We start from the raw sequence: 13,846 nt of genomic DNA on the forward strand, positions 1-13,846 counted from the left end.
CCCTTTAATAGATAAGGAATATAGATGGAAATTAGTATAGACATAGAAGGTGTAGAAAGTACAATAAAACTTGTTACGGAGGAAAATGATAAAATTGCTGTTTTGGGACAAAATGGATCGGGAAAGACTACTTTCCTGAAAGCTTTATCTGGACTTTATGTTCCTAAGTCTGGAATAATAAAATATAATAAAGAAATTAAGATTGAGTTCCCAATGAGTTATTTAAGTTATAAAAAATGGGAAAGATTTATTAAAAAAAGTGTGTTGTATCTAGATAATTCTTCCTTTTTTTATAAAGAGTTATCAATTAAAGATAACATAGAGTACTTTTCAGAAATTGGAGATTTTAACAGAATTAAAATATATGATGATTTAATCAGATACAAAATAGGAGAATCATTAAACAAGCCTATTAAATATTTATCAGAAGGAACCAGGCAAAAACTAGTGATTATTTTTGCAATAAATACAACAAAAAGTTTAATTTTATTAGATGAGCCAGATAAAAATTTAGATGAAGAAACTTTAAGAAGATTCTATGATGATATAAACAAAATAAAGGAAAGAAGTGTTATTATGTCTACTCATACTAAGAAAAGCATTGTAGAAGAAATAGGTTATAAAGTATTAACAATTGACAAGAAGGAGAGTATGAAATGATAAAAAGTTTGTTTGTCGAATTAAGAAGATATTGCATGCAGTTTAAAAGACATTTTATTCAGTATACATTGATGTTTATGGCTCTTCTTTTGCTATGCAGTTTAGGAGTTTATTTTAAAATTGAGGGATATAATATAAATAACTATGAGCGTTTAACTTACTTTACTTTGATATATTATTTAATTATTCTAAGGATTGTTTCAAATGGAATTGCAACACCATATGGAGAAATCTTTAAAGAAGAGTATGAGAATAAAGTATTGTATAATATAACTATCAGCATCAAGAGTCAAAAACAAATTTTATGTAGTAGATTTTTAATAAGTTCAGTAGCTAATATGTTAATGACAATAGTTTTAGCAATATCATTTATTATAATGACGGGTGTGCAATATTCTATAATAAATTATATGTATTTAATGCTTATCTATTTAGTTGCACTTTGGTTTGTGTATGGTATAGGAATAATATATGCGTGTATATGTAAAATAATTAAATTAGAAAAAATAGTAGCAATGTTTTTTCAAGTTGTACTTATTGTAATCTTTGTAATAGCATCAGGTGGTAGTTTTTATAATATCTTTGGATATTATAAAGACGAAATATATTATATTTTATATAGCGAAATAATAACGGCAACAACGTATAATTGTGATTGGCATAAGGTGTTAGTGTTACTAGTATCAGGTATTATGAGTATATTTTTTGCTGGAATTATATATGAGTATACTAGTTATAAAAATATTTCAAAGGTAAGGAAAAAGTATGAATAATAGAATAAAGGCAATTATATTAGTGGCAATGACAATAATTGTTTTAGTTTTTATATTTTTAGCGAATAAAGACAGTAGTGATATAAAGATACTTACGAAAAAAAAAGAATTTAATGAGATATATTATTCAAATCAACCTAAATTATTATTTGTTGATTTAAGGGATGAAGAAGATTATGCTAAGAGTCATTTAGATAATTTTGTAAATATACCATATTCAGAAGGGAAAGAAGATATATTTTTTAAATTTTTATATGACAATAAATACGATGAAAAGACAATTGTTTTAATGTGTTATAGTGGTAATAGAGCGAGTGAAATGTTTAACATAATGTATGAAAAGGGATATAGGAAGGTATATCTGGTTAATATGAAATGCGATAAACTTTTTAGTGCAAATAGTAATAATGTTTCAACAGGGGCATGTAATTGCTTGGAATAAAAATGTAATTGATATAGGAGGTTATATGTGGAGTGATTTTATATATTTAAAAATATACACAAAAAAAAACAAAATAGTTTCATCTGGTATAGATTTTCATGAATTTACAGAGGCATTAGGATATTGTGATAATTATTTAATATTAGCAGGAGAGCCAATAAATTCGGAATTTAATACAGATTTGTTTTTGGAGTATGTTTCAGGAGATAATAGAAAAGAATTTGTAAGTGAAGATGTTGAAAATTGGGGAGATTTTTGTTGGGTAAATTTTGTAGATCAGAATGTTCTTAAGTGCGTAAAAAAAGAAGAATTAGCTGAATTGCTATATATGTGTCATATGAAAAATCCTTTGAATTCCTATAAAATAAAAACAATAAACAATACGATTGCATATTTGTGTCATGATGATGGTATTTGGAATACCATATATATGGATGATGTGGAACAGTATAAAAAAATTGTGGGTTATATTATTGAGAAATTCTCGTATTGTAAGATTATTATAAATCAAAATGATCAGGACGAAAATATGGAATTTATAAAGGATAGAATTAATAATATCTATGAATTAATGAAAAAAGGACTAATTTTAGATTTTAGAAATGTAGTAGAAGGCTATATAAACCTTTATGTGACAGAAAGTGATATTGATAATTTAGATAAATTAGAAGATATGGTAGAGCTTTTTAGAAAAAAATATACTAGTGGTAAAAAGAGCAAGTCATAGTGAAGTTAAAATTTTAATGAGTAGCAAAGTTAAATTTGTTCAGCGTAACACAGCAACTTATAATAATAGATGTTGTTTATATAAAAACCTAAAATCCTTCCCACAAACACTTGAACTTTTTACATTTTATTATAAAATACCATAAAGTTTTATATTGCCTGCAATGCCCGATAAACAAAGGAATTGCGGGCATTTTTATAATACAAAATAATGTTTAATAAACTGATATAAAATGCACTAGGGCTTTCAGGGTGTGCAGGGTTCGAGCCCCTGGAGGCGCACTTGCGGGTACCGTTTCGGACATTAAATTGCCTGGGGTGGTACTTTTCTTTGTGCGTAAACAATGAGCAGTACAAAAATAAGAGAGCAGACTTAGAGAGGAATACTTGTATTCCGAGAAAAGTCTGCTCTCTTATTTTTATGCGACGAATGTCGCATCAGTGAGATGGAGCGAAGCGCAATCGAACTGTGTACTGCTTATAGCAAATCATTGGAGACGAATGCCGCATCAGCGAGATGAAGCGAAGCGTAATTGAGCTGTATGTGACTCATTCAAGTGGTGGGTAATCGGCGAATGCCGCATCAGCGAGATGAAGCGGAGTGTAATCGAGCTGTATGTGACTCATTGAAGTGGTGGGTAATCGGCGAATGCCGCATCAGCGAAATGAAGCGAAGTGCAATCGAGCTGTGCACTGCCTTATTTAAAGGCACATTCCGCAAAATCACTTATAAAACCAGAAACTTCTCTGAAACATAAAAGTAACTTGTTTTCCCCTGAAAAATACAATCTTAAAATAACTACCAATCTACATATTTCAGTTTTAAAATCATTATTAAAAAATTAATGTGACAACAACATCAACATTAAAAAACATCGATAAAAATTAGATTAAATTAGGAGGAAAAAGGTTTGAAAAAATCGATGTTATGTAAATCTTTCCCACAAATCTTCCCACAAGTTGTGGGAAGAATGTTATTTTCGATTATATTTTCTTATATCTATTCATAAATTATTTTGTTAAGCGTATATTGATACCATTTAGGAAATTAAGACATACACTTAGGAAAAATCCATTTACATTAGAAAAAATAAAAGTAATATGTACTTGTCCGGACAATACTTTAGTATATACGGGAAGGAAAAGTATTGTACTCATACATTTACAAATGGTTTCTTAGATTTTTCTAGAAACACATATTATTAATATATAAAATGTTATTATATATTCCTTTTGCAATGAAGGTTATTTTGTTATAATGGATGTAACTTAGTAACAGCAAGAGGAATATATGAATCTATTTATAGCAATATTAACAGATTTCAGCCATTTTATAAAAATAATAATGGCAATGAATTTGTTTGGAAATTTTGAAGAGAGAATTAATAAGTATAAAATCATATTGATAGCTGCAATCATAGCACTGGCATCAGGTATTATTTACTTTGATGAGAAAATGAAGATTGGTTCAATTGTATACTTTATTACAACATATTCAGTGTTTAGAATGTGGTATGCAGAAAAAAGAAAATTATTGCTTTTATTTTCTATATGGATTCCATTTATGATGTCTATGATAGACACTATGTTTTTAATTTTGGTAAAACTCTTTTTGGGACTTTTACCGTTTGGCATTAAGAGTTTTGAAGAACTTATGGCGTCAGTTTTATCGTTAATGTTTATTTATACGGTAGGCTATATTTATAGGAAACATTATCAATACGGATTGAAAAAAATAGAATATAAAAATCTGGTATTACTGACAGTGCTAATTGTTGTAAATTCCATTGTGGTGATGACGGTTGCAAAAGTTGCAACAATTGAATTGTCTGAAAAACATAAACTAGTATTTTCAGGTGCGTTCATAGCTGTTATAGTTGGGATATTCATACAATTGGGGGCAGTAATTCTACTTAAGGTTTCAAAAAATGTTTCTCAGGAAAGAGAACTGGAAACAAAAATGTACTTGAAGGAGCAGCAAAACTATTATGAATATCTTGAAGAACGTGAAAAAAACACAAAAAAGTTCAGACACGATGTTAGAAATCACTTAGAATTGCTTACAAAACTTATAAATAGCAAACAGTATGAAGAAGTAAATGACTATTTAGAAAAAATAAACATAAAAATAGATGAGTTGGGAAATGCAGTTAGCATCGGAAACGGAATAGCGGAAGCAATAGTGAATAAATACTATTATCAGGCAATAGATTCAGGTGTAAAAATGAAAGTTTCAGGTGTTTTACCTACAGAGTGTAGGATTGATGCTTATGATTTATGTACAATATTTTCAAATGTTTTAAGCAATGCAATTGAAGCTGCAGGTAAGTCAAAAAAGAAACAGATTTATTTAGATTGCAGATACAACGATGAAAACATAATTATAAACATAAGAAATACCTATAAGGATAATGGACAATTTAAAAATAAGAATCTGGTTACAACAAAAAGTGACAGAGAATATCATGGTTTCGGACTTGAAAATGTTAGAGAATGTGTAGAAAGGAATAATGGTCTTATATACATAGAGATAGGGAAGGAAGAGTTTATGGAAACTATTTCTATAAAAAGGTAAATAACATGAAAATTGCAATAGTTGATGATGAGGCTTACTGGAGAGAAAAGGCAGAAGAATGCATTAAGGAAGAGATGAAGAATGAAATAGAGATTACAGTGTATGACAATCCAATATCCTATTTGGAATCTAAGGATGAATATGATATATCTTTAATAGATATAGAAATGGATGAGTTGGATGGCTTTGAAACTATTAAAAAAGCCAGGGAGAAAAATAAGGACACCATCTTTATGATATTAACAACACATACGGAAATGAGTAGAAGAGGTTATCTCGTAAATGCATTTAGATATTTGGACAAAGTGAATTTAAAAGAAGAGCTGAAAGAGGCGTTTTATTCAGCAAAAAAATTGCTTGAAAAGGATAAAAAGATAACCTTAAATATCGTTGGAGAAGCACAGCAGGAGGTAGCGCTAAAAAACATTTATTATTTTGAAGCACAAAGACATGGGGTACTGATTTATACGACATTGGGAGTAAAAAGATGTAACGACAGTATGTCGGAGATGGAACAGAAACTGGACAATAAATGGTTTTACAGATGCCATAATTCGTTTATAGTAAATCTGGACGAAATAGAATCACTAAAAGGCACAGTAATATATATGAAGAACGGTAATGATATAGATATATCAAGAAGGAAGGTCAGTGAGTTTAAAAAAGTTTTTTTGAAAAGACAATATGAATGTGCAAATGGTTAAAAAGTCACGCAAGTGGCTTTTTTTTGCTACAAAAGTATGGGAAAAATATTAATAATAAACATTTTCACATTTAGAACTACCATTTAAGTAAAAATATATACCATTTAGGCAAAAGATATTGAGTTTATGAAAGTAAAAGGATATATTCAGATTGTTTTGAAACAACGAAAAATAAAATCTTATAAGAATTTATTTTCTTTAAAAACATAATAAGAGGAGGAAATTAAAGTGAACAAATTGAAGAAAGTAATGGTTTATGTTTGTACGGTGGCAACAGTTTTTGGCGCTACTACAGCAGTTTATGCAGGAGCGTCAAAAACACTTAACGGTGGCGGAGCAAAATGGACGGGTGGAGAAACATCAGATGGTATATTATACTCTAATTTGTATGATGAAAAAGAAGATGGTATAAAATATAATGTTACAGTATGGGTAGATCCAGATTGGAGTCCTAAAAAAGAAAAATCTGGTGAAACGACTGCTAAAGGAAAGAAAGGAAGAGTACATGTTGCAAAAGCAGCTACTCATAAAAATCCTTTTGTGGCAGAAAAATGCGGATATAAAGATTTCAAGGCTGTCGCTGTAAAATAATCTTTAAAGGATAGAAAACCTTGATAATGATATATCAAGGTTTTCTAAATATACACTATTAATTTTATGAATAAATAGGGGAGGCTTTATGAAAAAAATATTCTCACTAATTGGCGTGATGCTTGTGATTTTTTCAGTATATTTTATGCTACTTGTAGTTGATAAATCTAACTATATTAGTGACGAAAGGATTTCCGATTTCTCATTAGAAAAACAAGTTGGGTTTGATACACTTGAAAAATTTGCAAAGGAAAGCGATGTATCAGTACAGATTAGAACATTTAATAATTATTCTTTTGGAAATGTTCAATGCAAAATTGAGGTTATTAACCCTAAACATAATACTCAATATGGTGTTATGAAGAGCCTGTTTCCAAATAGACATATAGAAATAGTACCAAATGAAAAAAGGAAAGATAGAAAAGCCAGATATTTTATGGTACAGGATAATGAATTAGGTAAAGTTTCAGCATTAAAAAATATATTGGATAAAAATGGTTATAATGCAGAAGTGGTATACAAAGAACCGGTTAAGTTTAGTTTTGAAATGTTATTTAGTCCTTTAAATATTGGCTTTTTTGTATCCATCTTTTGTTTATCTTTATTCAGCACATCGATATATTATATTTCAAGATTAAAAGAAATTGGAATATTGAAATTAAATGGTTGGTCTGAACGAAGAATTTCAGTACGATTGTATAAGGATATTGTAAAAAATACAGGATATGGATTTGTACCATGTGCAATATTATTTGTCTTGTACATAATGTTTATGGATATTAGTCAATTGCCGGAATATTTAATAATGTTGCTGTTTTTAATTTTAGCTCTGGATTTTGTGTATATATGTGTTGCAATGGTAGCAGTAATTTTTATCAAGAATACAGATTATATAGATTCTATAAAGAACAAAAAAAACAATAAAATCATATTTTTAATGGTAATGCTGTTTAAAGTAATCTTGGTGGTAGTAGTGCTTATTATATCAACACAATTAATAGATAATACTTTGAGACTAACGGAAGGAGTTAAAAGAGCAGAGGAGATTGAAGCTCATAATTGGTATATTTGTACACAGCATGTTGCATTAAGTAGTGATGAAGAAAAAGAACTTGATTTATATATGCAAAAGTTTAAGTCTAATGAAATCTTTAATTATTGTCCATCAGACAGCACACAAGATAGAAATGAACCTGCTGTTGTGTACAAGGATTTAGATAGCATTGAAAGCAATATGATAATTGCTTCATCTAATCTTATTTCTTATTTGGGAATAAAAAATAAAAACGGAAATAAATTGCAAATAAAAGATAATAGAGAGTACTTGTTAATTCCAGAAAATTTATGGGAAAAACGTAGCAAAATAATAAAGTATGAAGGATTAGAAAATATAGAAACCATATGCATTCCAAATGGACAATGGATTATGGATTTGGAAACTCCGGGTAAGTATTCTTATAATTCTGTTATACAGGTATCAAAACTAGAAAAAAGGGCTACAGTTAGCTATGGTGATGTTTTTATGACTGAAAATGTAGCAAAACAGATGGAAGAAAAATTACTAACAATGGGATATGAAAAAGCAGATATAGAGATGGAAGAATTGGGTGTAGAATTGCGCACACATATATCAACTTATCAGACGGAATTATTTGAAAGTGTAATATATTTCTTTATTGTTTTTTTAACATATGTACTTGTAGATATAAGTTTGTATTGTATTTATTATGAATTTAAGAAAAAGAAAATGGCGGTATATAGTTTGTTAGGAAGAAAGACCGTGAATGATATTTTTAATTTTATATTTTATAATGCTACGATTATAGTAGCAGCATCTATTATCATAAATAGGATCTTTATGTTTTTAATTATTCCTGAAACAATAATATTTTATATTATCTTATCAAGAAAATCATTTGAAAGCATAGGAACTGTAATTAAAGGAAGGTAGTTATTATGAATGCGTTAGAATTAAAAAATATATCAAAGAAGTATGGAAATAATACTATATTTGATAACTATAATTTAGAGGTTAAAAAGGGTACATTTCTAGGAATTAAAGGAAAAAGTGGACGAGGAAAAACAACTTTGTTGAATATAATGGGTTTATTGGAGGACTATGAGGGTACTCTCAATATTATGGGGGAAGAGGTAAGGTACAGAGATAAGAAAAAACGAAAAGAGATGTTAAAAAAGGTAATAGGTTATCTGTTTCAAAATTACGCACTTATTGATGATTTGACAGTATATGAAAATCTCAAGATTGTAATCAATAAAAAGAATAAGATAAAAGGAAAGGAGTTAATGTTAGAAGCTCTTGAGAAAGTTGGAGTTGCAAATGAATTTTTAAATAAAAAGATTTATACTTGTTCAGGAGGTGAGCAACAAAGAATTGCCATTGCAAGACTGATGCTTAAAGATTGTGATATTGTTCTGGCAGATGAACCTACAGGAAGTTTGGATGACAAGAATACGGCGATTGTGATGAAATTATTGACTCAATTAAATGAAGAAGGAAAAACAATTGTTATGGTTTCTCATGATGATGTTGCACTTTCATATTGTAAGGAAATAGTCCAATTGTAATAAATTTTTATTGAATATCTTGTCAGTTTTAATAAACAGAAAGAGCATATTGCGAAATCGAAATCGCAATATGCTCTTAGGTTAAAAATGCATAGGTTTAGTTGAATACATTCATTGCTTTAACATACCCTTGCAATCCATCGGGTTGTAAGGCGAAATAGATATAATTAAATGATTCTTCCCTTGCAAGTCGATGGAGATAAGCAATATCCAACGGATATTCAAGATAAACATTTTTATTTAATCTAGTGCAGTTAAGCACAATTTTTAGTTTGTCTTTGGTATAAACTTCAATATCATCATCTTCCGAATTGTGAATTGCAAAATAGATATTTCAATGGTTGATTTAAATGAATATTTAAAATATCGTAAATGTACTATTGCAGTTATTGATTCAGGAATTAATATTGAAAATGCTATTTTAAAAAGACATTTGTGGAAAAATACTGATGAAAAGATAGATAATATTGATAACGATGCAAATGGGTATGTGGATGACATATGTGGATATAATTTTAAAGATAACAACACTAAATTGTTTTCTAGGGAGGATACAAGTCATGGTACAAGTATAGCCAATATACTATGTACAAATTCAACAGAAGATGGTAATTTTGAAGAAAACGAGTTTATTGAATTTATGCCATTAAAAATCATGCAACAAGGTAATGATGGGGAGTTTGATGACTTGGTAGACGCTATACTTTATGCTCAAGAAAATGGGGCTGAAATTTGTGTTGTAAGTTTGCTTATGTTTAAAGAAAACTTAAAATTGAAAAAGGTAATAAAAGAATCTAATATGCTTTTTGTGGTAGCGGCTGGTAATTATAATTTAGACATAGATGAAGTGAAAATGTATCCTTGTAGTTATAATTTTAATAATGTTGTTACGGTAGGAAGTTTTAGATGTGATGGATGTTTAAGTACTACTTCTAACTATGGTGAAAGTGTTGATATTGTAGCACCAGGAACGGATATTTTATGCTTAACAAAAGATAATAAAGTTTCTTATATGGGTGGAACTTCTTTTGTTGTGCCATATGTTGCAAAGGCCTGTGCAATAATATATAGTATGAGTGAAGAAATAAAGTCAGCAAATGAGATGAAGAAAATACTATTAGATGCAGCATCTAAAAATAAATGCCTAAAAGGGAAAATAAAAGATAATAATCAGCTAAATATTTTGAACATAATACAAAAATTGAAGGAGGAGTAAAATAATGAAAGTTGAAAAGAAAAAAATCGTTATCCTTTTGATAATGATAATATCAATTTTAATTTGTTTGTTTAATTTTATGAGTATTATAATGGATGATTTCTTTTGGAAAACACAATATACAGTAATTATGTTTTTTATTGATACAATATTAATTCTATTATTAATATTTTCTAGAAAAAGAAGTTAGAATTGACGAATGATATTAATAAAATGTTGTAGGATAGGAATTGTAATAGTACTAATTTCATCATTCTTTGCATAGAAGATAGCTATTATTTGGAATAAAAAGAGAAAAATGGATAACTAATTATTATTACAAATAAATGTATTAATTAAGTATAAAACCTAAAATCCTTCCCACAAACACTTGAACTTTTTACATTTTATTATAAAATACCATAAAGTTTCATATTGCCCGCAATGCCGGATAAACAAAGGAATTGCGGACATTTTTATAACACAAAATAATGTTTAATAAACTGATATAAAATGCCCTAGGGCTTTCAGGGTGTGCAGGGTTCGAGGTCTCAATTGGCATTTCGGTCGATGCTACTGCCAAGGGCAGAGTTGTCCACAGGACAACCGCATCCCTGAAGGCGCACTTGCGGGTACCGTTTCGGACATTAAATTGCCTGGGGTGGTACTTTTCTTTGTGCGTAAGCAATGAGTCACATAAAAAAAGAGAGAATGTTCAGAGAGAAATGTTTACATTTCGAAAAGAACATTCTCTCTTTTTTTAATGCGGCGAATGCCGCATCAGCGAAATGAAGCGAAGCGTAATTGAGCTGTATGTGACTCATTCAATCCTGAGTGCTTGCATTCAAGACAGAGAGTCTTTTTCTCTTTTTTTGATGCGGCGAATGCCGCATCAGCGAGATGTAACGAAGTGGAATCGAGTTGTATGTGACGAATTAAAGTTGAGAGCAGCAAATGTTAGGCGTTCTATTCGTAATTATTGGTGCAATAGAAAAGCATAAAAAACAGGGCAGGTAGCTTTAAACACTGGAATTTTTGACAAATATATGAATACATATTATTATAAGGTTGTATGCGTTTTGTGTACAACTTTATTTCATAATGGGGAAGTATGAAAAAGTACATATCTAAATAAAAACTTACAAAATCTATTTCTAAAAGTTTCAGTTACAAGTTTTATACATTTTTCCATTACAGTAGTTTTAACACAAGATAAAACAAAATTCAGGAGGAAAATATGAAAAATAAGAAAAAAACATGCATAACTATTGTGGTGTGCTTGGTGGTTGGAATTATCAGTGGAATTGCGTATTTCCAAGTTGGTAAAGCAGCAAAAAAAGACAACAGTCAGGTAGTTAATGAAAGCACTATTACTAATAGAAAAGACAAAGGTAAAACCGGGAAATCTTTGTTAAATGAAATCAATATAAAATCTTACAAGGACATTTCAAAAATTGTTGTAGGTGAAAATTCACAGGAAGATGTATCATGGTTAGAACCAATTCAAACAATAACATTCACAAATAAAGATGATATTGATTATTTATATAATCAACTATCTAAATTAAAAACATTGAATAAAAACGGAACTGATGATGAAAATGAAGTAGAAGCTCCCAAAAAGCGAACAATACAATCGGTACCAGAAAATGCAAAAATATGTTACTGCATTACAAAAATATGAAGGTGAATCCTGGTATAGCGGAAACGAGATTGCACTGGTTGATGGCGATTTGAAACTAAAAGTTTTTATATGCAGAGATAACAGTGAAAATCGCAAAAAAATATTAAAAATTGTGGATTCACCAGAGGACATTGTGTTTGGAAATAGAGAAATTTCTTATGCAAAATTAAAAACTGTAAAAGAGTTTATTAGCAATCAAATTCTTCACGACAGAGACAAATATGACTATATAATTGGATGTGCTATTACTTCCAAAGAAATCAAAATTACCATGTCAGGTAATGTAAAAAAATCACAAATAAACGACTTTTTAACAGAATTTGAAGAGTATAAAAATTATATAAACATAGTCAAATAAGATGTAAAAATCAGAAAAAAATCAACGCTTATGTCGAAAAAAACGACGTTCGTGCAAAAACTATTTACAATTAAATAAAAAGAAGTATGCTAACTCTTGTCCGGGCAATACAACAGTATATACGGAAAGGACAAGGGAAGTGTACAAGTGGGTACATTGGTTTTGGAGCTTATTAAAATGAGTTGATTTATATTAATCTTATATGTAAAAATATGGTATAATTTAATATATTTTACATTAGGGAGCAAAGAAATCAATGAACATATTTTGTAATATACTGGCAAATCTTTTTCATATAATGGGGATTTTATTGATTGCAGAAAATATTTTACAGTTTACTAAATCTAAAAATAGTAATGGTCTAAAAATATTAGCAACAATTATTGTATCCATATTCAGTGCTAATCCTGTATTGATGAAACATACGGGGCTGGATTTAATAAGCTTTTTAGTATGTATATTTATAATTATGAAGATTTGTTTTGTTGAAAAAAATAAGACGGTAATTGTATATATCATAGGAAGTTCTATGGTATTGGAATGTGTTGAGATGTTTTTTTCACAAATTGTTGAGACAATAGTAGAGATGCTAAAACTCAATGCAAGAAATTATTCTAATCTTATAGCATCACTATTAACGTTGATTTGCATTATTGTTTTATCAATTATAATAAAACGAAAGTATATTTACGGAATAAAGAAGATAGCTGTTAAATATTGGATAATTATGACGATAAATATAATGGCAAATTTCTGCGTATTGGCAATACTGGCATATATAACAATGAAACAGGTTGTACATGACGGGAAAGCTGTTTACATCATAATTTATTTACTTGTTTCCATAGGATTAATAATTCAAATAGTTTCAACAGTAGCTTTGATAATTTCAAGAAATATACACAGAGAAAATGAAATGTTAGCAAAGAAATACTTGGAAGAACAAAAAAACTATTACGAATACCTGGAACAAAGGGAAGTCGAAACCAAGAAATTCAGACATGATATAAGAAATCATTTATTTCTATTGGATAAAGTGAAAAAAGAGGGGAAGAATGAAGAATTTGAAAAATATCTTCAGGATATTATAGAGCGCGTTGACAGGTTAGGAACTAAGGTAAATGTTGGAAATGATATTGCCAATGCCATATTAGATAAATATTATGCTGAAGCAATTAACAAAGGCATTAACATACAGATTCAGGGACATTTCCCAATAAACTGTAGTGTTAGTGCATATCATTTATGTACAATATTTTCTAATCTGTTGAGCAATGCTATAGAGGCGGCAGAAAAAGCCACGATAAAGAAAGTTTGGGTAATATGTCGTTATACGGAAAACGAGATAATAATAGAAATTGGAAATTCTTATTGTGATAATAATCTTAATAAGAAAAATCTAAAAACTAAAAAGCCCGAAAAACAGTATCATGGTTGGGGATTGAAAAATGTAGAAGATAGCGTCAATGCATGTAACGGGTTAATAGACATAGAAATCGAAAATGGTTGTTTTGTTGTATCAGTTACATTAAAGAATAATGAGGTATAAGGA

13 protein-coding genes are annotated in these 13,846 nt (G+C 29.1%); all 13 read left to right on the forward strand.

Translation table 11 applies throughout. The features are described 5' to 3' along the window. The first annotated feature begins 24 nt into the window (after positions 1 to 24). Entirely contained in the window at positions 25 to 660 is a 636-nt protein-coding gene (locus ACQY63_RS09015; protein ID WP_021953570.1) for an ATP-binding cassette domain-containing protein, read from the forward strand. Further along, positions 657 to 1,433, forward strand: a complete 777-nt coding sequence (locus ACQY63_RS09020; RefSeq protein WP_302668764.1) for a hypothetical protein — start codon at positions 657 to 659, stop codon at positions 1,431 to 1,433. The genes ACQY63_RS09015 and ACQY63_RS09020 overlap by 4 nt, the downstream gene beginning before the upstream one ends. After that, positions 1,426 to 1,875, forward strand: coding sequence for a rhodanese-like domain-containing protein (locus ACQY63_RS09025; protein ID WP_428245069.1), 450 nt, complete (start codon positions 1,426 to 1,428; stop codon positions 1,873 to 1,875). The genes ACQY63_RS09020 and ACQY63_RS09025 overlap by 8 nt, the downstream gene beginning before the upstream one ends. A gap of 25 nt (positions 1,876 to 1,900) precedes the next feature. Continuing rightward, entirely contained in the window at positions 1,901 to 2,602 is a 702-nt protein-coding gene (locus tag ACQY63_RS09030) for a hypothetical protein (RefSeq protein WP_021953567.1), read from the forward strand. Positions 2,603 to 3,892: 1,290 nt separating this feature from the next. After that, a complete protein-coding gene (locus ACQY63_RS09035) occupies positions 3,893 to 5,176 on the forward strand; it encodes a sensor histidine kinase (protein WP_428245070.1) in 1,284 nt (427 codons plus the stop codon). Positions 5,177 to 5,181: 5 nt separating this feature from the next. Beyond that, entirely contained in the window at positions 5,182 to 5,880 is a 699-nt protein-coding gene (locus ACQY63_RS09040) for a LytR/AlgR family response regulator transcription factor (protein ID WP_256279007.1), read from the forward strand. 228 nt (positions 5,881 to 6,108) lie between these two features. Further along, positions 6,109 to 6,471, forward strand: a complete 363-nt coding sequence (locus tag ACQY63_RS09045) for a hypothetical protein (protein ID WP_302690391.1) — start codon at positions 6,109 to 6,111, stop codon at positions 6,469 to 6,471. Between the two features lie 88 nt (positions 6,472 to 6,559). Further along, on the forward strand, positions 6,560 to 8,422 hold the full coding sequence (locus ACQY63_RS09050) for an ABC transporter permease (protein WP_022164552.1): 1,863 nt from the start codon (positions 6,560 to 6,562) through the stop codon (positions 8,420 to 8,422). A 5-nt stretch (positions 8,423 to 8,427) separates the two neighbouring features. After that, a complete protein-coding gene (locus tag ACQY63_RS09055) occupies positions 8,428 to 9,057 on the forward strand; it encodes an ATP-binding cassette domain-containing protein (RefSeq protein WP_022164551.1) in 630 nt (209 codons plus the stop codon). 337 nt (positions 9,058 to 9,394) lie between these two features. After that, positions 9,395 to 10,273 carry a S8 family serine peptidase gene (locus tag ACQY63_RS09060; protein WP_428245071.1) on the forward strand — a complete coding sequence of 293 codons (879 nt, stop codon included), beginning with the start codon at positions 9,395 to 9,397 and terminating at the stop codon, positions 10,271 to 10,273. A 1,216-nt stretch (positions 10,274 to 11,489) separates the two neighbouring features. Then, complete coding sequence (locus tag ACQY63_RS09065; protein ID WP_428245072.1) at positions 11,490 to 11,936, forward strand: hypothetical protein; 447 nt, start codon at positions 11,490 to 11,492, stop codon at positions 11,934 to 11,936. Next, positions 11,902 to 12,294, forward strand: a complete 393-nt coding sequence (locus ACQY63_RS09070) for a hypothetical protein (RefSeq protein ID WP_428245073.1) — start codon at positions 11,902 to 11,904, stop codon at positions 12,292 to 12,294. Before ACQY63_RS09065 ends, ACQY63_RS09070 begins: the two co-directional genes overlap by 35 nt. A 256-nt stretch (positions 12,295 to 12,550) precedes the next feature. Further along, entirely contained in the window at positions 12,551 to 13,843 is a 1,293-nt protein-coding gene (locus tag ACQY63_RS09075) for a sensor histidine kinase (protein ID WP_428245074.1), read from the forward strand. Positions 13,844 to 13,846: the final 3 nt, after the last annotated feature.

The sequence above is a fragment of the Eubacterium sp. Marseille-QA0814 genome, assembly GCF_965119675.1.
Taxonomy (GTDB): Bacteria; Bacillota; Clostridia; order Lachnospirales; family Lachnospiraceae; genus Eubacterium_G.